Genomic DNA, 20,565 nt, shown 5'->3' with positions numbered 1-20,565 from the left:
CAGTGGAATGGTTTTGAATAGCCTAATATAGTATCTTAGTATTTATTATGACTAGAGATTTCGTAGAAATAAATGACTTCGTAGTTCTTTTGGAATATGCCGATTCTAAAAAAGAGACTATTGATAAATGCGGATTTGATGAAGACGTAATTGCCTTTGCCTTTTATGGTTCGGGCAATGTAGAATTAAATATAGCATACGGTAGTAATCAAAAAAAATACAACAACACCATGGGGCTGGCAATGTCCTTTTTTGCAAATAAAAACGTTGATTTTATACATACCGTTTCAGAATCCAAAAAGTTACATTGTGTGGTCATCCTGTATAGTCTTAAGAATTTAAATAAATTACCGGATGGCGAACGCCAAATCTATGCAGATTACTTAAATGAACTTATCAACCCCACCAGTGATTACGTAGAGGGCCCCACCTTTTTTATGGACCATAATATGCAAAATGCGGTCGATAAAATTTTTACAAATACCTACGAAGGTCCGGCCAGATCACTTTTTCTAAAAAGTCAGGTTACAGAATTGCTATCTCATTTCTTTGCGAAAGTTTCCACCTTGGAAAAGGATAATAACACCTCTATAAAAGATAAGGACCGCGAAAAATTATATCAGGCCCGGGAAATACTCTCCAAAAATATGGAGACCCCTCCATCTATATCAGAACTTTCAAGACTCATTGGACTCAATGATTTTAAGCTTAAAAAGAATTTTAAAGAACTGTTTGGTTTTCCTGTTTACAAATACCTTCAGAATGAACGGTTAATTAAAGCCCACGATCTTTTGAGCACTCAGGATGTCAGCATTCAGGAAGCAGCCTGGTCTGTTGGTTATGAAAGTCTGAGTTCTTTTTCTAATGCTTTTATCAAAAAATATGGCTTTCGACCCAGCGAGGTAAAGTCATAATCCTTTTGGAACAAATTTCAATACTTTTCAAACAAATAGGTCATTTGGTTTAGTTACAAATTTGCATTGTAATCTTAAAACAATGTAAGAATGGCAACTCTAAATTTTGATACACAAACCATAGTAGTAGTACTGGCAACACTTTTAACCGGACTTATGGCAGGGCTTTGTTTTACCTGGAACAATGCGGTTACACCAGGGATTGGACAATTGGTTGATATGGGTTATCTACGCTCTTTTCAGGAGATGAATAGGAGCATTATTAACCCCACATTTATACTCATATTCTTTGGGCCGCTTTTCTTACACCTGGCAAATGTCTTTTTACTTAAATCCTCTTCCAGTGACATTTTGTGGATAGTCATTATTTCAGCCGCCCTCTATATTGTCGGGGTAGTATTGGTTACCATTTTTGGAAATGTACCCTTGAATGAGCTATTGGACAAAACAGATTTAATGCAGGCCAGTGCAGAAGAATTACAACTCCTACGGGATAAGTTTGAAGTAAAATGGAACAGGTTTCACCTTATCAGAACTGTAAGTTCAATCCTATCATTCTTATTACTGCTTATCCTATGTCTTAGTAAAACAAATACAATAACTACATAATCTATAAATTTTAAAAATCAACATCATGAGAAAAAAACAAAACATTTTAGTATTGGGCGGTAAAGGAAAAACAGGTCGTCGCGTTGCAAGCAGATTAATTGAAAAAGGGCAATCCGTAAGAATAGGGTCGCGCAGTGAAGAACCTTCATTTGATTGGGAGAATCCAAATACCTGGGAAGCTGCTTTAGAGGGGATGGAAAGTGTGTATATCACATTCCAGCCAGACTTGGCAGTCCCCGGAGCGAGTGACGCTATTAAAGGGTTTACCAGCCGGGCTGTGAAGTCAGGAGTTCAAAAATTGGTGCTTCTTTCAGGAAAGGGCGAGAAAGAGGCAGAAAAATGTGAAGAAATAGTAAAAAACTCCGGATTGGAATGGACCATAGTCAGGGCCAGCTGGTTTAATCAGAATTTTAGTGAAAGTTTCTTCCTGGATCCTATTCTTGCCGGACATGTGGCTTTGCCAAAAAATGAGGCCAAGGTTCCCTATGTAGATGCCAATGATATTGCAGATGTAGTTGTTGAAGTATTGCTCAATGCAGCTCATAATGGGTATACATATGAACTAACGGGGCCACGTACATTGACTTTTTCGGAGGTAACACAGGAAATTTCTACTGCAACAGGAAGGGACATTCAATTTACTCCTATAAGTATGGAAGAATACAATGCCATGATGCAGGAATTTAATTTACCGGATGGCTACCTCTGGTTAATCAACTATTTATTTGAAAAAGTTTTGGTTGAAAGTAATGCTGTGATCAGCAATGATATAGAAAAAGTATTGGGAAGAAAACCCACAGATTTTACGGAGTATGCAAACGCTGCTGTAAAAACGGGGGTATGGAACCCCGTAGCGGTAGGGCATCAATAGAAATGATTAAATACATCTAACAAACCTAAAAACAAAGAAATAATGGAAATCAAGAGAGCAATAATAGCTACAGCAATAGTTTGGACCTTGGGCGTTACGGCCTTTATTTTATCTCACTATGTGAGGCTCATGGATAACCCGGAACTTCAGGCAAATGTGGTCCTTATTTTAGTTTTGATACCGAGTGTGATTCTTGGAACTAAATTTTATTATAAAAACGGAGCACAAACAAATGGGTTTAAATTAGGCCTTTTTATGTTTTTGATTACCATTTGTTTAGATGCAATCATAACAGTTCCTGTATTTATTATCCCAGCCGGGGGAGATCATCTTTCTTTTTTTAGTGCCCCTGGTTTTTGGTTTATTGGACTGGTATACATCCTGGTAGTGCTTCTTTACGCAGGCTTTAGATCTAAAATGAGAACCAGTAAACTATAAATCGCTAGAACCCTTTCAAAGAAGATAAGTTCTTATGTGTAAGCAATTGAAATGGAAGGTAAAATTTTAAATTCAGACAGAAACAAAGGTTTACTGTAACATTTAGCAAAAAATTTTGTCCTATAAAGAGTATATTTTGCTCTTTATGCCTAACCTTTTAACAAAACGACGATGAAAAAACTATTCTTTTTAGCTGCTTTTTTACTTCTCTGGCAATTACCAGCGCAACAAAAAATCTCGAGTACACAATGGCAGGAGGACTTGCGTTTCCTTCAGGAAACCGTTCATAAGGATTATTCGTTCCTTTTTAAAAAGGTCACCGCTGCTGCTTTTGATGAGGCTGTTGAAGAATTTCATAAGGAGATCCCCCAAATGCAGGATCATGAGGTACTCGTAGGTTTTGGCAGGATCATAGGGATGTTCAAATACGGGCATACAAGCGTAAGTTTTTCAGAAAGTCCTGTGACCTATCACAAACTACCCCTGAATCTTTACCAATTCCCTGATGGCTTATATATTACAGGGGCTTATAAAGATTATGCGTCTTTGGTTGGTGCTAAAATAACCGCCATTGAAGGCATGCCCACGAAGGAAGCATTAAAAGCTATTTACCCTGTGGTTCCTGTAGAAAATGAACAATTCTTTAAAGCATATGCTGGCCTCTATATGGTAATACCTGAAGTACTTCATGCCCAGGGAATCACCGAAACCTTAAAACAGAATATTAGCCTAAGCCTCGAAAAAGATGGCAAGTCTTTTAATTCTGTTGTCAATTCCGATGGCAATCTTGATACCCCGGTTCAATATGGCGAACTGAAACCTGAAAGTGATTGGGTAGGAGTGAGGGATCAATCTCAAAATCCGCTCTACCTTAAAAACCTGGATAAGATCTACTATTATGAATACCTGCCGGAACAAAAGGCGGTTTATGTTCGCCATAGTCAGATCCAGGACGATCCCTCAGAGAATATCCCCTCATTTTACAAACGTCTGTTTGAATTTATCGACAGTAATGATGTTGAGCGTTTAATCCTGGATGTCCGTTTAAATGGTGGTGGAAATAACTATAAGAATAAGCCCATAGTTACTGGTATCATTGAGCATCCAAAAATCAATCAGATCGGGAAATTTTTTGTTATCATAGGTCGTAGAACATTTTCTGCCTGTCAGAATTTGGTAAATGAACTGGATAATTATACCAATGCCATCTTTGTAGGGGAACCTACCGGTGAAAATATTAATTTCTATGGCGACAACCGCCGTGTAGAACTACCTAATTCCAAGATGCCTGTTTACCTCTCCTTTGCCTGGTGGCAGGATAAGCCCCAATGGGAAAATGGAGAATATACGGTGCCTCATTTAGCGGTAGAATCCACCTTTGCAGAATATAGTGCCAATGAAGATCCGGTTCTGGAGACCGCCTTGAGTTTTTCTTCGGATAATTTTATCATAGATCCCATGGGTTATCTCACACAGCTTTTTATGGATGAAAAGTATGAGTTGTTGGCTACAGAAGCCCAACGTTTGGGGAAAGATCCTACCTATAAGTTTTTTAATTTCGAGGCTGAATTCAATAAAGCTGGTTACCAAATGATGAATGCTGGCCAATTAGAAGGTGCCGTTTTTGTATTTGACATGAATACCAAACTTTTCCCGGAATCTGCAAATGCCTGGGATAGCCTGGCTGAAGGCTATTGGAAGTCTGGAGACCTTGTCAAGGCTAAGGAATATTATAATAAAGCTATTAGCTTAGACCCAAATGGGCCTACAGGTGACAATGCGAGGCGGATGTTGAGTGAAATGGAAGGGGAACATTAGTCCAATGTAATTTACTGATATTAAAAACAAATAGCTTTGCCAGACCATCTAAAGTTACTGACAAGCTAGTTCCATAATACTTTGTAAATTACGTACTTTTCAAAATAATTCTATACTGTCTTATGGTTTGTAATGGAAGTGTTTAAGTACATACAAAAAATACCAGAAGGCTATTCTGAAGGAACTTACAATGCAAAAAAGTATAGTATTACAAAAGAAACCTTTAATAATGGCAAGTCTTTCAAAATTTATGGCAAGGAATTACAAGGTAATGATTTAATAAGCTTGAATTACTATATTACTTCGCACAAAGAACTCTTAAAACCTTGCGAAATGCCGGAGCAGAAAGCGATTCACTTTTTGGAGAACATTAAAATTTTATAAATAATACATGCAATTAGGATTAGGAACTGCCGCTTTAGGACGGCCACAATATATTAACCTGCGCCAGGAGAAAGCTAAAGGACAAGATTTAGAGACTTTTAAGGAGCAAGGTTGTTCTGTTTTAGAAAAGGCCTATAATCTTGGCATTCGCTATTTTGATACCGCTCCGGGTTATGGTTTAGCTGAACAGTTAGTATTAGAATGGCTCCAAACTAAAAAGGATCCCAGTATACAAATTGCCACAAAATGGGGGTATACCTATGTGGCTAATTTTGATGTAAATGCCACTATTCATGAAATAAAAGAACACAGTTTAAAGAAACTAAAGGAACAATGGGATGTTTCCAAGGCATTCTCACCACATTTAAGGGTGTATCAGATACATTCGGCTACACTGGAATCCGGAGTATTGGAAAATAAAGCAGTACTAGATCATTTAGCGTTTATAAAACAGGAACATCTTTTAGAAATAGGTATTACTGTAACAGGGGCAAATCAGCTAGCCATCATTAAAAAAGTGCTGGATGTCACCGTGGGAGGTCAACAGCTGTTTGATTCATTTCAGGTAACCTACAATATGCTGGATCAAAGTTTAAATGAGATATCAGGGGAACTTGTACGGCAAGAGAAAAAAATCATCCTAAAAGAGGCCCTGGCTAATGGCAGGGTTTTTAGAAACAAGACCTATAAGCATTATAATAATCTATATGATAAACTGGAGCAATTGGCTCGCAATTATGGGGTAGGAGTAGATGCCATAGCCTTACAATTTTGTGGGCAAAAAAATCCCTCCGGTATTCTTTTAAGCGGAGCAAGTAATATCAAACAATTGCAGGAAAATTTAAAATTTAATACTTTCCGTCTTTCTGAAGATGAGTTACAGGAATTGGCTGCGTTTAAGATAGATCCAGCTACGTATTGGGAAGAGCGAACCCAATTGAAATGGAACTAACAGAATCAGTTAGAATCAAACATTTCTTTGAATACAAATTCCCCTAATCTATTAATCCAAATTCCTATATCTTTATAAATATCAAACCACTCAATTATGAAACTATCCATTTACACTTTATTTCTTTTCGCTTTTACTTTTATTGGCTGTAATACACCTAAACCGGCCGATAAGATTAGTGATAAAGAAGAATCCACAAAACCGCTCCCATATTTAACGTTTCAAAAAGAAAATATGTTTCCCGGAGATGGTAGCTTACTTCGGGCTGAGGATGGTGTTTATTTGGAGGATGGACGTATTGTAGTAGTAGATCAGGCCAAGGGTCTCAGACTAATTGACAAAGACGGTTCCAATCGCCCATTTGGTAATTTCGCAGCAGCCGGTTTTGTGCACCTTCCACCAGAGCAGACTGCATCGCCTAATGGCATGGTTCTGGAATACGACGGTAAACACATTTTGATGTCTGATGTTGCAGACGGAAAGATTTACAGAGTAAATATAGATTCGGAAAATGTAGAAATGATCTATGATCATCCTTATGGTGTTAATACTATTTATAGGGATAAAACAGGAGCATTATGGTTTTCCCAATCTACAGAGAGCACTAATTTGGAAGAAATGTTTCGCGATGTAAATATTCCCGTACCACATGGAGCCGTTTTCAGAATGGCCGACTTAAAAAGTCCGCCTGTTAAAATTATGGACAGTCTTTATTTTGCCAATGGTATTATCATGGACAAGGACGAAAAGCATCTTTATATTTCTGAAACTATGATGGATAGAGTACATAAATTTGAAGTAGATACAAATAGTGGTTCGGCCAAATATGCCGGAGTAGCTGCGAATGTCGGAACTCCGGATAATTTATTAGTAGATAGTGAAGGTCGGTTAATCGTAGCTTCACCGCTCTATAATCAAGTGATTGCGGTAGATTTTGAAAATCATTCGCAGCATGTAATTTTTGATGGTTCAACAAAGGATAATCTAAAGATTACAAACGAATGGAATAGAAGGAGTCATTTGGGATTGGAAAGACTAGAATTGCTTTCACCAGATCTGTTTCATCCACTTCCGGGATTACTTACAGGTATGTTCTTCTCTAATGATGGCCAAACACTTTATATAACAAACCTGGGTAATGATCTTTTGAAATATGACTTTAATTAAATATGTGCGTGGCAACTCAAAACCGATAAAAACACTAAATAAAGCAGTAATACGCGGTTTTAATGGAGTATAAATGATCTAAAACTATAATTTTATCTACTAATTTGTTGGATTTTAAATTTTTGGTACCATCTTTGCAAAATAAAAAGTATTATAAATTTAATTAAATTACAATGAGTAAAGGAACAGTAAAATTCTTCAACGATGCCAAAGGTTTTGGGTTTATCACTGAAGAAGGTGTAGAAAAGGATCATTTTGTACACATTTCCGGATTAATAGACGAAATTCGCGAAGGCGATGAAGTTTCTTTTGATCTACAGGAAGGAAAAAAAGGATTAAATGCAGTAAACGTAAAAGTTATTTAACATATACGCTTCTAATTCAACACAAAGGCTCATCATAATTGATGGGCCTTTTTTATTATCCGAAAAAGGGGTTTGATATTGAAAGTCCGATCTTTCTCTACTATAGACTACTAATAAATTATAAAAGGTAGGTGTGGATTAATCGAGAGCATTGATTAACTTTATTAAGAAATATTTAGAGGTCAAAAAGTATCTTTTCATTACCTTAATATTCTATGAAGACCAGAAATTTTGTAGCCATAACAATATCTATAGCTGTAGTAATTGGTCTGCTGATTTATTTGAGAGAAAATGCTACTCAAGATCAAGTCACTCTTTATAGTGTATTGCTATGGCAACTTGGAATCTGGATTCCATGGATTATTGGTTTTAAGATTTTGGAAAGAACTTTCAAAAAAATTCATAAAACCAAATTTGGGAATTTTTTGTTATTGGGTTCCGGCATAATTTGGGTGGGTCTGCATTTTGGATGGTTCTTTTTTCTAAGTTCTACTTATAGCCCGTATTTAGGATTAACTGGTTCCAGATTTGGGGTATACCGTTATTTCTTTATTTTCTGGACACTAATAGATGTCGGACTCATCTGGTTTATCATAGACAAACTAAAGGGAGTTGAAAAGGAAGAATTGCCCCCACCATTATTATTTGAGCTGACCCGGGGAAGCAACAAATACTTTTGTGAGCCAACACAAATTCAGTTATTGGTTTCTGAAAACTATTATACCAAGCTCTATACTACCCAAGGTATTTTTGTAATGCGAAAACCCTTAAAGTCTTTTCAAGATGTCCTCCCTCAAGATATCTTTAAAAGGATTCACAGGTCTACAATTATCAACGTAAATTATGTTTCTGAACTTGCCAGGGTTGATTACAAGAGTCTTGAGGTCATTATGAAGGATGGAACCAGGAGAAAGGTCAGCAGAAATTTTGTCAAAGAAATTAATCTTTATTTTAGAAATAGGACTTCCTAGAACCATTCACTATCAAAACCTTACACATTCACTGCAAAGTGTCTTTTTCGTCTGCTTTATTGGTTAATTTTATGAAGTGGGTTTATATCCAGCAATCTAAGTTTATTGGTCAATTAAAATTTTGTCAAATCACCATTAAAAAAACAGCTATATGCCATCTTTTACATTAACTATCAATAATGACAAAAAAGTCATATCAGCCGAACCCGAAACCCCATTGCTATGGGTTCTTAGGGATATTTTAGATTTAACTGGTACCAAATTTGGCTGTGGAAAAGGGCTTTGTGGTTCTTGCACGATACTTTATAAAGGCAATTCGGTTCGGTCGTGTACATTAACTATAGCCGCTGCCTTGGAAGGCAACATCACAACGATTGAAGGCTTATCTGAAGAAGGCCTTCAACCAATTCAAGAAGCTTGGATGGAACTAGATGTACCACAGTGTGGATACTGCCAATCTGGACAAATTATGGCCGCTTCCGCATTACTTTCCAAAAATACCAGGCCCTCGGATGACGAAATAAACAGGGCTATGGCTGGAATTATATGTCGCTGTGGAACTTATGTGCGAATAAAAAAGGCTATACAACTGGCCGCAAATAAATTAGAGGAATAATGCAATTGCTACTACTTTTTTTATTGGCATGTCCAATGCAGAAAACCAGTAGTCAAGAACTGCGATTTGACCATCTCAATTTGGATGATGATCATCAGGGATCGAGAGGTGTATCTGTGGCCGATCTTGATGGTAATGGGTATCTCGATATTGTTGTGGCGAATCAGGTTGACTCATTACGACTTTTAGGAAATACCATATATTTTAATCATGAATACGGGTATCGGAAATTTGCGGTTGCAGATAATGATATGGACGCATGGAGCGAGTCTGTGCATACCGTCGATATTGATAATGATAGTGACCTGGATATCTTTTTTACTACCCAGTTTGGAGTGCCCAACCTACTTTATATAAATGATGGTTCGGGGAAATTTTCATTGCGAAAAGCAGGGGATTTGACAACAGATAAAACCAATTCCCCCGGTGCCTGCTGGTGCGACTTTGATTTGGATGGCGATTTAGATGTTTTTATTGTGAATCGGGACAGGGAAGATGATAATTTATATATTAATAATGGCAAGGGAATTTTCGCTCGAGCCGTTAATGGACCATGGGTAGGAAATAAGGGAGATGGTAGATCCTGTGCTTGGGGCGATATTAATAGTGATGGAAAACCGGATCTGTATGTGGCAAATTTTGTGATGAAGAACAATGGTCAGGTAAAAGGAAAACACAGAAACTACCTTTATTTGAATTCCGTAAATGGTAATTTTAAAGAACAAAAGCTAGGTGTGCATGTTGAAGAGCAGAATGCCTCCTATGGGGTCACATTTGTTGATTTTGATTATGACAAAGACCTTGATATTTATATAACCAATGTATCGGTTACCGATGTAAATGCACTGTATGAAAATTTGGGAACAGGTATTTTTAAGAAGTTGACAGACAGTGAAAGTGTCTATAAATTACATCGTCCATCCAAAGGGCAGACCTGGGGAGACTTCAACAACGATGGCTGGTTAGATCTTTACATAGCCAATGGCACCGAAGGATATCCAGAGGTTCAAAATTTTTTCTTTTTGGGGAAACCCGATCATGGCTTCAATCGAGTTTACAACACCCTTCCTGCGGTTGAAGGCCATATATCGGCGGGGACTGCTTCCGGGGATTTTGACAATGACGGTGATCTAGACCTGTATCTTTGCAATTGGGGCGGTGATGCCGAGGCCAATGATTACTATATCAACCAAAATCAATCCAACAATTGGATCAAGTTTCAATTGAAGGGAAAAGAATCCAACAGCTATGGTATAGGCAGTTGGATAACACTAACACTTGATAATGGTACAGTTCTGACAAGATATTTCTCTAGGGAAACAGGCTACGGAAGTGAAAATGCACCTGAAATCCACTTTGGTATTGCTACTTCAGCAAAAGTTAGTCTAATTGAGGTAGAATGGCCTTCTGGTAGAAAGCAATCGGGATTGGACTTAGAGGTAAACTCCGTGTATGAAATAAGTGAAGGAAAAGAAATCAAACGAATTGGAATATGATAAACACACTGGATAGACGAACTTTTATCAAACTTACTGCTTCGGCTAGTGGTGCACTAGTTGCCGGGGTGTCCTTTCAATCATGCGCCCCTGAAAAATTACCGGCAACGGCTCATGAGTTCTCGCCGCTTATAAAAATTGATACCGACGGCTGGATTACGCTCATTGCTAAAAACCCTGAGATAGGACAGGGAATCAAAACCGCCCTTCCTATTATATTGGCAGAAGAGCTTGGAGCCAACTGGAAAAAAGTAAAGGTAGAGCAAGGCGATTATGATAAAGGTTACGAAGAACAGTGGGCTGGAGGCAGCTATGCAATTATTCTGAATTGGGATTTGATGAGGACAGCCGGTGCCAAAGTAAGGCATGTGCTAATTCAAGCTGCTTCAAACAAAATGAATAGACCAGTATCGGAACTATCGACAATCAATAGCGAAGTACTACATATTAAATCAGGAAATTCATTGCCTTTTAAGGAACTAATTGCTGAAGCTTCGCAAATAACATTACCGGAATCAGTAGAATTTAAGCCAATTACCTCTTTTGAAATTGTGGGCAAAAATATTCCCCAAGTTGATTTGTATAAGCAGGTGAGCGGGGAAATTAAATATAGTATCGATGTAAAATTACCCGGAATGGTCTATGCCACGGTCTCGAAAAACCCTGTTTTTGAAGGAGGTGTAAGCAGCTACGATGATACCGTTACTAGGTCGGTAAATGGCGTCATTGATATCATTGAACTTGACAATAAAGCCTATGGAGGAAGACTCATTGGTCCTAATAGCCCCAACTTTGTGAATGGGATTGCCGTAATAGCTAATTCTACTTGGTCTGCGTTCAAAGGCGCAGAAAAACTAAAAGTAGAATGGAACAATGCGGATTCCAGAAAGGAAAATACTGAAGGAATATTCGAGGGTTTTCATTCACAATTGACTAGCACTTCTATAGAAAGAAAGGATGGAAATATCGATATCGCAAAAAGAAGGGCAGTTTCAAATGTAGAAGCTGTTTATGAAGTTCCTTTTCTGGCTCACGTAACTATGGAACCTATGAACTGTACCATTGATTATAGAGATGATTTTTGTGAGGTTTGGGCCCCCACCCAAAATCCCGAAGCGCTCCAGGATGGATTGATTAAATTATTTGGATTAAAACCGGAACAGATTAAAATTCATCTACCGCGAATAGGCGGTGCATTTGGAAGGAGGTTTTATGTGGATTATGCCATGGATGCTGCTGTGCTGTCAAAGAAAATGAAAAAACCTGTTAAGCTAACATGGACAAGGGAAGAAGACATAAAACACGATTGGTATAGACCCGCAAGCGTGCATAAAATGAATGCCTCACTTGATAAAAAAGGTAAGGTAACTGGCTGGCAGCACATTCTGTCTAATGCCTCCCGCAAAACTTCGCTGGGAAGAGAAGGAAATCCGGCTGGAACAGAAATAGATGAATACGAGTTCCCAGCAGGGTTTATCCCTAATCTGCAATTGGAATACGGTCACGTATTAAGCGATGTGCCATTAGGTCAATGGCGTGCTGTGGGACATTCTGCAACTGCTTTTGCCGTACATAGTTTTCTAGATGAATTGGCAATCTTGAATAATATGGACACTATTGATTATTTTCTGGAATTCCTTGGTCCTGCTAGAATGGTTCCCGTAGTTGATGATTACAAGTTTGATCTGGAGCGGTTGATTTTGGTTATAGAGAAAGTGAGGTTAAATAGCAATTGGGACACAGTCTTACCCGAAGGTCATGGAAGGGGCTTTGCGGCATGCAAAGATTCTGGATCTTTTATTGCCGAAGTAGTTACCGTGCGTGTGGATAAGAATGGAAAAGTAAAAATTTTAAAAGTTGATGCTGTAGTTGATTGTGGAATGGTGATCAATCATTCAGGTGCTGAGGCACAGGTGCAAGGTGGGATCCTTGAAGGACTTTCTGCGGCACTTTATGGGGAAATAACGGTAAATGAAGGGGCTACACTACAATCCAATTTTCACGACTACCAATGGATGCGCATGGGTGAGGCTCCCGATATACATGTCGAGTTTATTAAAAATGAGTTGCCTCCAAGAGGTCTTGGAGAGCCTCCCTTACCACCAGCAGCACCTGCTTTGGCAAATGCCATTTTTGCAGCCACAGGACAAAGGATAAGAAAATTACCTATAAATAAGTCATAAAGGGATTCATATTATTAATGGTTGAAATAAAATGCTGGACTTTGTTACGGCTAAAATGATGTAAAATATGCAGTCTAAGGGGTTACATTATAAATATATAGAGCCCCTTAATCACCCATAGATGGACTCTAAAAGCCATGAATAAATAACAACCGGATGTGGCTTCGTAAAGGTATGGTGTGATAAATTAGATAAAATATTGAAATTAAACTCGGCTTTATATAACTTCGGTATTCGCCTCGATAAGATTTAAGTCAAGTTCATTAAAGTTATTAGCAGCTTTTACCAGTAGGGTAGAGCCTATGGTTTCAAATAATTGGTTGGTTTTTATTACAAATTCGGCCTGTTTTTCAATTTTGAAATTTGGTATCCCCACCAGGGTCAGATCAGTAGCTGCAGATTGTTGTTCAATGATATTATAAAAAGGTTCTTGCTCTACGGCATTATTAATAATTTTAATTTCAACATTAACCCTTAAATCCTCAACAAGTTTAGAAATTTTAGAATGTATTAGGTTGCTATCCACATTATTGTTATTCACGAATAAAACCCTAATAATTGTATTGTTCCATTTAGGCGAAGCAATTATAAATCGTGCAATATTCAGCATCATCTCGGCATTCTTGCTGTCCGTTTCCCTCCACCAGAGATCTACTGTGCTGTAGTTGCCAAATCTAGTTTTCCTATCAAAATCCAAATACAATAAATTGTAATCCAAATACAACAAGGTCTCGGTCATCTTGGCATATTCCCCTGAATTTTCTAAACCTTTAGGCCATCCCATCATTATGGTATTAGGTTCCACCCCTGAAAACCCAAAAACTGTGGCAATATTCGTAATACCGCTATAGATGTTATCCACTTTTACCTGCCTCCCAAAAATACCAAGTTCCTTGAGGGATTCATCCCTTACAATTTGCTCTGTTTTTTTCAAAGGTGTATCATCTTTGGTGTCAACGATAAGCTTAAAATTAGTAACGATCCCGGTACGTCCCGAGACCGTTTTACATAATTCCAATAAATAGTTTTGATGATCGCTTTTACCACTAAAGAGGATAATATTTGGATTCCAATTGGAATTTTCGTCCACCTGGGCATCTATCTTTTTTAGTCCTTTGTTTACTACATTTTCCCAAACACTTCGCCATACGTCATTCGATTGCAGCTTTACTTCCTTTCGCTGCAAGCCAAAATATAAGCCTCCGATTACAGCCAATGCCGCTAACATGGCAATCATATCCAACTTAAACATAACCCCAAAGCAGGCAACAAAACCAAGCAGACCGATCCAGCGCTTAATTTTAAAGCTTGGCTGAAAATCAGGATTCGCCCAACTTTCCAGGAAATAGGAAATATTGATAAAACCATAAGCGGTCAGATAAAACATGGAGACTACCCGCGCAATAACGTCCAATTCCCCTATAAGAATACCCGCCTCCGCAATAATAAAAACCATTAACAGGGCATTCACCGGTTCATTATTGGTTCCCTTTTCTTTACCAAATATTTTAGGGGTTACCTTATCGATGGACATGGCCTGCAAAATTCTTGGTCCTCCAAGTATGCCTCCTAAGGCCGAAGAAAGGGTAGCGCCCCATATTCCGGCAACAACGGCAGGTGCAAACACGGCAACCTTCATAAGAATGTTATAGTCTGTTTTCAAAACATCCGAATTGATGGTAAAGGCCATAAAAACAGCAAGTACGAGATAGACTACAAGCCCTACACCAATAGCACTCAAAGTTCCTACGGGGATTGATGTTTTAGGGTCTTTTAAATCCCCGCTCATAGCGATGCCAGCCGTAAAACCTGTAACCGCCGGAAAAAATATGGCAAAGACCACCTCAAGGGGTACGGAACCTTCGGTTGATAACAGGGGTACAGATTCCGGTGCAAAATCAGATGATCCGGCAAAGATAGCTATCAAGGAAACAGCAATAGCAGCCAAAATAAAATATTGTGCTTTGAGAGCCAAAGACGTACTTATTAACGCAATCACAGTTAATGTTAACAATGCAATGGTTCCTGTTATTCTGATATCATTGACCGACATGCCAAATCCGAAATACGCATTAAAACTTTCTGAAAAACCCACCAAATAGAGGGCAATAGAAAAGGCGGTGCCTACAGCTAAAGCGATTCCAATTGAGCCCCCGATAGGAATTCCCATACTCCGTGATAGCACATAATAAATGCCTCCGGCACCAATCTTTTTGTCAGTCGCTACAGAAGATACGCTTAAACCCGTAGTCACTGCAATTAAATGGGCAATAATGATTATGACAATGGCACCCAACAAGCCAGCATTGCCCACAACCCAGCCCAAACGCATGTACATGATTACCCCTAAAATAGTAAGTATAGAAGGGGTAAAGACTCCTGCAAAAGTTCCAAACTTCTTCTTTTCTGCCATGGGTTACTGACGGTTGCTTGTGAAGAATCACAAAAGACGTGTAATATAGCCAATATTTTTATATCTCATCCAATGAAAAACATACAGGAACTCCATTTATAACAAGAGAAAAAAGTTGAATAAATGGAAAATAAAGCACCCTTTTCACTATATTTAGTATTATCATAATTTATTTCTCAAACCTATGCGTTTTGGTTCATTTTTTATAGTATTTCTTGTGTTGTGTAGCTGTAAAGTGGATAAAAAATCTATAAATAATATAGATAAAGCTATACCCCAGCGTGGGGAATTGAGCTGGGACTCCCAAATTTTTCTAGGCAATAGACTGTTTTCAGAAAAAACCTGTATTACCTGTCATGAAGTAAACAAGAAAAAAATAGGACCTTCAGTCAAAGAAATCATGAATATATATAAAGAAAAAAATGGAGATATAGTCGCATTTCTAAAGGGTAAGGCTAAGCCCATCGTAGACACCACCTCCAGCCAGGTGGCCATCATGCAGGCTAATATTGACGGTTTTTTAAAAGATATATCTGATGAAGAACTGAAGACCATAGCTACCTATATGCAGCATGTTGATGAATTAAACACGGATTAGTATCGTTTGAAGAGGTAATTTCGGCGTAGTAGGAAGGAAGAGGGGTGTAACACTGAGGAACGAGTTGCATGAATTCCTATTATAAAGTGACCAGCTATGAATAAATACCTGCCAGTAGCTGTAATACATTACTTTTGCATATAAATTGATGAAGATGCAATCGTTTGATGAATTTAAAATCTCTAACCAACTGCGTTCGGCTATAACCGATTTAGGTTACACGACTCCAACTCCAATTCAGTCTCAGGCCTTTCCGGTAATTTCATCAGGTAAAGATGTTTTGGGTATTGCGCAAACAGGAACTGGTAAAACGTTTGCCTATATGTTACCCATTTTACAAACGCTTACATTTTCAAAAGAAAAGCATCCAAGAGTTTTAGTGTTAGTGCCCACGCGCGAATTGGTAGTACAGGTAGTTGAAGAGATTAAAAAATTTAGTAAATACAGTAATAATAGGGTAGTGGGGGTTTATGGGGGCACCAATATAAACACTCAAAAAGCATTGTTAGAGGAAGGTCAGGACATAGTTGTAGGAACCCCTGGCCGCTTATACGACTTGATTTTAAGTCGTGCATTGCAACTAAAATTGATTAAAAAGTTAGTAATCGATGAAGTTGATGTCATGCTCGATTTGGGGTTTAGATTTCAGCTTACCAATATATTCGATTTATTGCCAACAAGGCGTCAAAATATTATGTTTTCGGCAACGATGACGGAAGATATAGAAGATATAATTGCTAAATTTTTTATTGCAACAGAAAAGATTTCTGTCGCTTTGAGCGGTACGCCTCTAGAAAATATTACGCAAAGTAGCTATGCCGTTCCTAACTTTTATACAAAAGCGAATTTGCTCGGACACTTGTTAAAAGAAGCAACCACCTTTAAAAAAGTACTGGTTTTTGTAGCAAATAAACGAAGCGCCGATCGATTGTTTGAAGAATTACAAGAGTTATATAGTGAAGAAATTTGCGTAATTCACTCTAATAAAACGCAAAACTATCGAATGCGGTCTATTAAACAGTTTGATGAAGGCATAAATAGGATTTTAGTAACCACCGACGTAATGGCGCGTGGTCTCGATTTAAGCGAAATAACTCATGTTATAAATTTTGACACCCCGCATTTTCCTGAAAATTATATGCATCGTATTGGTCGTACTGGTCGCGCAGAAAAGAACGGAGAAAGCCTATTATTTTATACGGAGAAAGAAATTGACGATAAAAATGCTATTGAAACCCTTATGAATATGGAAATTAAACAACTTTCTTTTCCAGGGGACGTAGAAGTATCTAAAAGGTTAACCCCGGAAGAGCAACCTAAAGTCAAAGAACCTGATAATCCCCATAAACAAAGTAATGAGCATGAACCTGGAGCAAGTTTTCATGAAAAAGCGGAAAAAAATAAGAAAACAAATGTAGGAGGATCTTATAAGCGCATGATAAAAGCCAAATATAAAAAACCAAAAACCAGAGGTGATAAGAATTATAATAAAAGTAAAAGAAGAAAATAACTATTGTATTTAATTGATTTATGGTTACAAGTCCTTATAGTTACAATTACGTCAAACACACTACTTTAATTTGAACTTTTTGTCTCCATGATCAGAAACATCCAGGTAAGGATACCATTGAAGGAAGAAGGCCAGGAAGGCATCCTTATGCGCAAAGCTGCCAAAACCCTGGGGTTTCCTGAAAATCATTTTACAATAAGGGTGCTCCGGAAGTCCATTGACGCGCGAAAACAAACCATTTATTTCAATTACAAGCTTGCCATTTACATTAAGGAAAAACCTCCTGAGAGTTCTACCTATTCCTTTGATTATAAAGATGTTTCAAAAGCCAAACCCGTTCATATCATCGGTTTTGGTCCGGCGGGTATGTGGGCCGCATTGAGGTGTTTAGAACTTGGCTTTAAGCCCATTGTTCTGGAGCGGGGGAAAAATGTGCAAACTCGTCGCAAGGATATAAAAGCAATCAACCAGGACCATATTGTAAACGAGGATAGCAATTACTGTTTTGGGGAAGGTGGTGCAGGCACCTATTCCGATGGGAAATTATATACACGGAGTCTAAAACGTGGTGATGTCAGACGCATTTTTGAAAGCCTGGTACACCATGGTGCAACAGAGCAAATTCTTATTGATGCACATCCACATATTGGTACAAATAAACTCCCGAAAATTGTTCAGAACATTCGGGAAACAATACTTAGATATGGTGGGGAGGTACATTTCAATACTAAAGTAAATGATTTTATAATTGAACATAATCAATTAAAAACCATTATTTTACAAGATGGTAATGCAATGAATGTGTCCAGAGTTATTCTAGCAACTGGTCATTCTGCGCGTGATATTTTTTACCTTCTTCAAAAAAAGAAAATTGCCCTAAAAGCCAAATCTTTTGCAATGGGGGTTCGTGTAGAACATCCACAGCAAATTATTGATTCCATTCAATACCATTGCAAAGGGGAGAGAAATGAATTGCTTCCGGCGGCATCCTATAGTTTGGTAGAACAAGTAAAGAATCGCGGAGTGTATTCCTTTTGTATGTGCCCGGGTGGTTTTATCGTTCCGGCGGCAACATCACCAGGAGAAGTGGTTGTCAATGGAATGTCGCCCTCAAAAAGGAACAACCTTTTTGCGAATTCAGGCATTGTTGTTGAAATAAACGTGGAGGAAGATATACCCAAATACGAGAAGTACGGGGTTTTAAAAGGATTGGAATACCAAAAAGATTTAGAGCGGTTGGCCTTTACTGCTGGTGGAAGGACCCAGGCGGCTCCTGCCCAACGGTTAACGGATTTTGTTGAGGGTAACTTGTCTCCAGAATTAAACCCAACGTCCTACCAACCGGGGCTGAAATCGGCACCCTTGCATTCGTTACTTCCCAGGTTGATTGGAAGCCGTTTAAGAACCGGGTTTACCGAGTTCGGGAAGAAAATGAAAGGCTATTACACTTCAGAAGCCAATATTGTGGGAGTAGAATCGCGAACTTCATCTCCGGTAAACATCCCCAGAAACGAACAATTAGAGCATCCTGAAATCAATGGTTTGTTCCCTTGCGGAGAAGGTGCTGGTTATGCAGGTGGCATTGTATCAGCTGCCATGGATGGTGAGCGTTGTGCAGAAGCCGCTGTTGCCGGGTTATAAATTATTTTCCCTTCTCCCGATAGTTATAGGGATCTAACTTCACCGTTCTCTGCTTAAATAAGCGTACCTTCGCGGCTTATTTATCAAAATGACTTTCAAAGAACTCGGCCTGGCCGACCCTTTACTTAAAGCACTTCAGGCAGAAGGCTACGAAAACCCCACCCCAATTCAAGTACAAGCGATTCCCATTCTCCTCAAAGGCAAAGACCTTTTGGGTGTAGCACAAACGGGGACGGGTAAAACCGCAGCATTTGGAATTCCTATACTTCAGCATTTGTATAATTCGCAAAACGGACAAAAGGGTAAACGACGGATAAAGGCCCTGATTGTAACTCCAACGCGCGAACTGGCCATACAAATAGGCGAAAGTTTAGCGGCTTATGGAAAATTTACAGGCTTGCGAAACACCGTTATTTTTGGTGGTGTCAAACAAGGGAAACAGGTAAATACATTAAGAAATGGCGTTGATATCCTTGTGGCCACGCCAGGCCGGTTACTCGATTTGACGAACCAGGGTTTTATATCTTTTCGGGACTTAGAATTCGTAGTACTTGATGAAGCAGACCATATGTTGGATATGGGCTTTATTCATGACATTAAGAAGATCATAGCCAAGCTACCTCCAAAACGACAATCGCTATTCTTTTCGGCAACCATGCCCAAAGCTATTGTAGCACTTTCAAGAAAAATACTGGGCGATTATGAGCGGGTGACCATAAAACCGAAACAAGCTACCGCTGAGAAAGTAGAACAGGGTGTCTATTTCGTAAGTAAGGGCAACAAGCCTAAATTAATGGTACATCTTTTACAGGGGAGACCTGCTGATTCAGTTTTGGTGTTTTCCAGAACAAAACACGGTGCCGATAAAATCGTCAAAAAATTAAGGCAAGCCGATATAAGGTCGGCGGCCATTCACGGTAATAAATCACAAAATGCCAGACAGAAGGCCTTAGGTGACTTCAAGGATGGAAAACTAAAAGTATTGATCGCTACTGATATCGCTGCAAGGGGCATCGATGTAGAGGAACTTTCATTAGTCATCAATTATGACCTTCCCAATGTTTCAGAAACCTATGTGCACCGTATTGGGCGAACAGGTCGTGCGAGTGCCAGCGGGATCGCATTATCTTTTTGTGACCTGGAAGAACGACCGTACCTTCGGAATATTGAAAAACTCATCAAACAGGAAGTCCCTCGCATGCCGGAACACCCATTTATAGATGAGGAAGACAAAGTTGAGACCAAAACGGAGCAAAGGCAACAACGATCTTACAACTCAAATCGTAACAGAAATCGAAACTCAAATAGTAGCGGAACTCAAAATAACCATAAGAACAGGAATAGAAGTCGCCGTAGGTATTAGATTTGAATTTTGAAATTAATTCCATAGTTTTTTTAATAGTCCAATTTTTGTTTTTTCATTGCCCTGCGATAGTACATAGCTACTACATCAAATTTCAAATGAAGTTCTTCAATATAATCAAAAGGTACTTGTTTGGGTCTTTGTGATTCTACCACGCGTTTATCCTGATCAATTATAACTTGTTCAAAATCCTGTAATATAGACTCGGGTTCATCCTGGTCATAGTTACGTCCAATATGGAAGAATAGTATGTAAC

At 38.6% G+C, this 20,565-nt stretch carries 18 protein-coding genes; 16 read left to right on the top strand and 2 right to left on the bottom strand.

Features of this window, described 5'->3' with window-relative positions; translation table 11 throughout:
- Window positions 1-47: 47 nt before the first annotated feature.
- The 12 genes from ABJH90_RS02500 (at window position 48) to ABJH90_RS02445 (ending at window position 12,784) form a co-directional block, all read left to right on the top strand.
- A complete protein-coding gene (locus ABJH90_RS02500; RefSeq protein WP_348141995.1) occupies window positions 48-914 on the top strand; it encodes an AraC family transcriptional regulator in 867 nt (288 codons plus the stop codon).
- A 90-nt stretch (window positions 915-1,004) separates the two neighbouring features.
- Window positions 1,005-1,523, top strand: coding sequence for a DUF1772 domain-containing protein (locus tag ABJH90_RS02495; protein WP_348141994.1), 519 nt, complete (start codon window positions 1,005-1,007; stop codon window positions 1,521-1,523).
- Window positions 1,524-1,548: 25 nt separating this feature from the next.
- Window positions 1,549-2,394: an NAD(P)H-binding protein gene (locus tag ABJH90_RS02490; RefSeq protein WP_348141993.1), complete on the top strand. Its 846-nt coding sequence runs from the start codon at window positions 1,549-1,551 to the stop codon at window positions 2,392-2,394.
- Window positions 2,395-2,436: 42 nt separating this feature from the next.
- Entirely contained in the window at window positions 2,437-2,832 is a 396-nt protein-coding gene (locus tag ABJH90_RS02485; protein WP_348141992.1) for a DUF5367 family protein, read from the top strand.
- 171 nt (window positions 2,833-3,003) lie between these two features.
- Complete coding sequence (locus tag ABJH90_RS02480; RefSeq protein ID WP_348141991.1) at window positions 3,004-4,650, top strand: tetratricopeptide repeat protein; 1,647 nt, start codon at window positions 3,004-3,006, stop codon at window positions 4,648-4,650.
- A gap of 391 nt (window positions 4,651-5,041) precedes the next feature.
- Window positions 5,042-5,986: an aldo/keto reductase gene (locus ABJH90_RS02475; RefSeq protein ID WP_348141990.1), complete on the top strand. Its 945-nt coding sequence runs from the start codon at window positions 5,042-5,044 to the stop codon at window positions 5,984-5,986.
- Window positions 5,987-6,082: 96 nt separating this feature from the next.
- The gene (locus tag ABJH90_RS02470; protein ID WP_348141989.1) at window positions 6,083-7,153 is read left to right on the top strand and encodes an SMP-30/gluconolactonase/LRE family protein; all 1,071 of its coding nucleotides are present in this window, start codon (window positions 6,083-6,085) and stop codon (window positions 7,151-7,153) included.
- Between the two features lie 173 nt (window positions 7,154-7,326).
- Window positions 7,327-7,518 (top strand): cold-shock protein, encoded by a 192-nt coding sequence (locus tag ABJH90_RS02465; protein WP_348141988.1) that lies wholly within the window; start codon window positions 7,327-7,329, stop codon window positions 7,516-7,518.
- 215 nt (window positions 7,519-7,733) lie between these two features.
- Complete coding sequence (locus tag ABJH90_RS02460; RefSeq protein WP_348141987.1) at window positions 7,734-8,489, top strand: LytTR family DNA-binding domain-containing protein; 756 nt, start codon at window positions 7,734-7,736, stop codon at window positions 8,487-8,489.
- A 151-nt stretch (window positions 8,490-8,640) separates the two neighbouring features.
- Window positions 8,641-9,105 carry a (2Fe-2S)-binding protein gene (locus tag ABJH90_RS02455; RefSeq protein WP_348141986.1) on the top strand — a complete coding sequence of 155 codons (465 nt, stop codon included), beginning with the start codon at window positions 8,641-8,643 and terminating at the stop codon, window positions 9,103-9,105.
- Window positions 9,105-10,601, top strand: coding sequence for a CRTAC1 family protein (locus tag ABJH90_RS02450; protein ID WP_348141985.1), 1,497 nt, complete (start codon window positions 9,105-9,107; stop codon window positions 10,599-10,601). The genes ABJH90_RS02455 and ABJH90_RS02450 overlap by 1 nt, the downstream gene beginning before the upstream one ends.
- Window positions 10,598-12,784 carry a molybdopterin cofactor-binding domain-containing protein gene (locus ABJH90_RS02445; protein WP_348141984.1) on the top strand — a complete coding sequence of 729 codons (2,187 nt, stop codon included), beginning with the start codon at window positions 10,598-10,600 and terminating at the stop codon, window positions 12,782-12,784. Before ABJH90_RS02450 ends, ABJH90_RS02445 begins: the two co-directional genes overlap by 4 nt.
- A gap of 217 nt (window positions 12,785-13,001) precedes the next feature.
- Here the strand turns inward: ABJH90_RS02445 and ABJH90_RS02440 are convergent, their stop codons facing one another.
- A complete protein-coding gene (locus tag ABJH90_RS02440; protein ID WP_348141983.1) occupies window positions 13,002-15,197 on the bottom strand; it encodes an amino acid permease in 2,196 nt (731 codons plus the stop codon).
- A gap of 184 nt (window positions 15,198-15,381) precedes the next feature.
- Here ABJH90_RS02440 and ABJH90_RS02435 point away from each other — a divergent pair, with 184 nt between their 5' ends.
- From ABJH90_RS02435 to ABJH90_RS02420, 4 genes are all read left to right on the top strand, one after another.
- Window positions 15,382-15,795, top strand: coding sequence for a c-type cytochrome (locus ABJH90_RS02435; protein WP_348141982.1), 414 nt, complete (start codon window positions 15,382-15,384; stop codon window positions 15,793-15,795).
- A gap of 154 nt (window positions 15,796-15,949) precedes the next feature.
- A complete protein-coding gene (locus ABJH90_RS02430; RefSeq protein ID WP_348141981.1) occupies window positions 15,950-17,305 on the top strand; it encodes a DEAD/DEAH box helicase in 1,356 nt (451 codons plus the stop codon).
- 87 nt (window positions 17,306-17,392) lie between these two features.
- Window positions 17,393-18,946: an FAD-dependent protein gene (locus ABJH90_RS02425; protein WP_348141980.1), complete on the top strand. Its 1,554-nt coding sequence runs from the start codon at window positions 17,393-17,395 to the stop codon at window positions 18,944-18,946.
- 88 nt (window positions 18,947-19,034) lie between these two features.
- A complete protein-coding gene (locus tag ABJH90_RS02420; RefSeq protein WP_348141979.1) occupies window positions 19,035-20,309 on the top strand; it encodes a DEAD/DEAH box helicase in 1,275 nt (424 codons plus the stop codon).
- Window positions 20,310-20,341: 32 nt separating this feature from the next.
- On the opposite strand, the gene ABJH90_RS02415 is transcribed toward ABJH90_RS02420, so the two are convergent.
- A complete protein-coding gene (locus ABJH90_RS02415) occupies window positions 20,342-20,545 on the bottom strand; it encodes a hypothetical protein (protein WP_348142792.1) in 204 nt (67 codons plus the stop codon).
- Window positions 20,546-20,565: the final 20 nt, after the last annotated feature.

Origin of the sequence: Eudoraea sp. (assembly GCF_039969275.1) — a bacterium.
Classification (GTDB): Bacteria; Bacteroidota; Bacteroidia; order Flavobacteriales; family Flavobacteriaceae; genus Eudoraea.
This window is presented reverse-complemented; position numbering and strand designations above follow the sequence as displayed.

Coding starts and splice junctions, on each gene's coding strand:
- ABJH90_RS02500 (WP_348141995.1), top strand. CDS start 48: ATGACTAGAGATTTCGTAGAAATAAATGACTTCGTAGTTCTTTTGGAA.
- ABJH90_RS02495 (WP_348141994.1), top strand. CDS start 1,005: ATGGCAACTCTAAATTTTGATACACAAACCATAGTAGTAGTACTGGCA.
- ABJH90_RS02490 (WP_348141993.1), top strand. CDS start 1,549: ATGAGAAAAAAACAAAACATTTTAGTATTGGGCGGTAAAGGAAAAACA.
- ABJH90_RS02485 (WP_348141992.1), top strand. CDS start 2,437: ATGGAAATCAAGAGAGCAATAATAGCTACAGCAATAGTTTGGACCTTG.
- ABJH90_RS02480 (WP_348141991.1), top strand. CDS start 3,004: ATGAAAAAACTATTCTTTTTAGCTGCTTTTTTACTTCTCTGGCAATTA.
- ABJH90_RS02475 (WP_348141990.1), top strand. CDS start 5,042: ATGCAATTAGGATTAGGAACTGCCGCTTTAGGACGGCCACAATATATT.
- ABJH90_RS02470 (WP_348141989.1), top strand. CDS start 6,083: ATGAAACTATCCATTTACACTTTATTTCTTTTCGCTTTTACTTTTATT.
- ABJH90_RS02465 (WP_348141988.1), top strand. CDS start 7,327: ATGAGTAAAGGAACAGTAAAATTCTTCAACGATGCCAAAGGTTTTGGG.
- ABJH90_RS02460 (WP_348141987.1), top strand. CDS start 7,734: ATGAAGACCAGAAATTTTGTAGCCATAACAATATCTATAGCTGTAGTA.
- ABJH90_RS02455 (WP_348141986.1), top strand. CDS start 8,641: ATGCCATCTTTTACATTAACTATCAATAATGACAAAAAAGTCATATCA.
- ABJH90_RS02450 (WP_348141985.1), top strand. CDS start 9,105: ATGCAATTGCTACTACTTTTTTTATTGGCATGTCCAATGCAGAAAACC.
- ABJH90_RS02445 (WP_348141984.1), top strand. CDS start 10,598: ATGATAAACACACTGGATAGACGAACTTTTATCAAACTTACTGCTTCG.
- ABJH90_RS02440 (WP_348141983.1), bottom strand. CDS start 15,197: ATGGCAGAAAAGAAGAAGTTTGGAACTTTTGCAGGAGTCTTTACCCCT.
- ABJH90_RS02435 (WP_348141982.1), top strand. CDS start 15,382: ATGCGTTTTGGTTCATTTTTTATAGTATTTCTTGTGTTGTGTAGCTGT.
- ABJH90_RS02430 (WP_348141981.1), top strand. CDS start 15,950: ATGCAATCGTTTGATGAATTTAAAATCTCTAACCAACTGCGTTCGGCT.
- ABJH90_RS02425 (WP_348141980.1), top strand. CDS start 17,393: ATGATCAGAAACATCCAGGTAAGGATACCATTGAAGGAAGAAGGCCAG.
- ABJH90_RS02420 (WP_348141979.1), top strand. CDS start 19,035: ATGACTTTCAAAGAACTCGGCCTGGCCGACCCTTTACTTAAAGCACTT.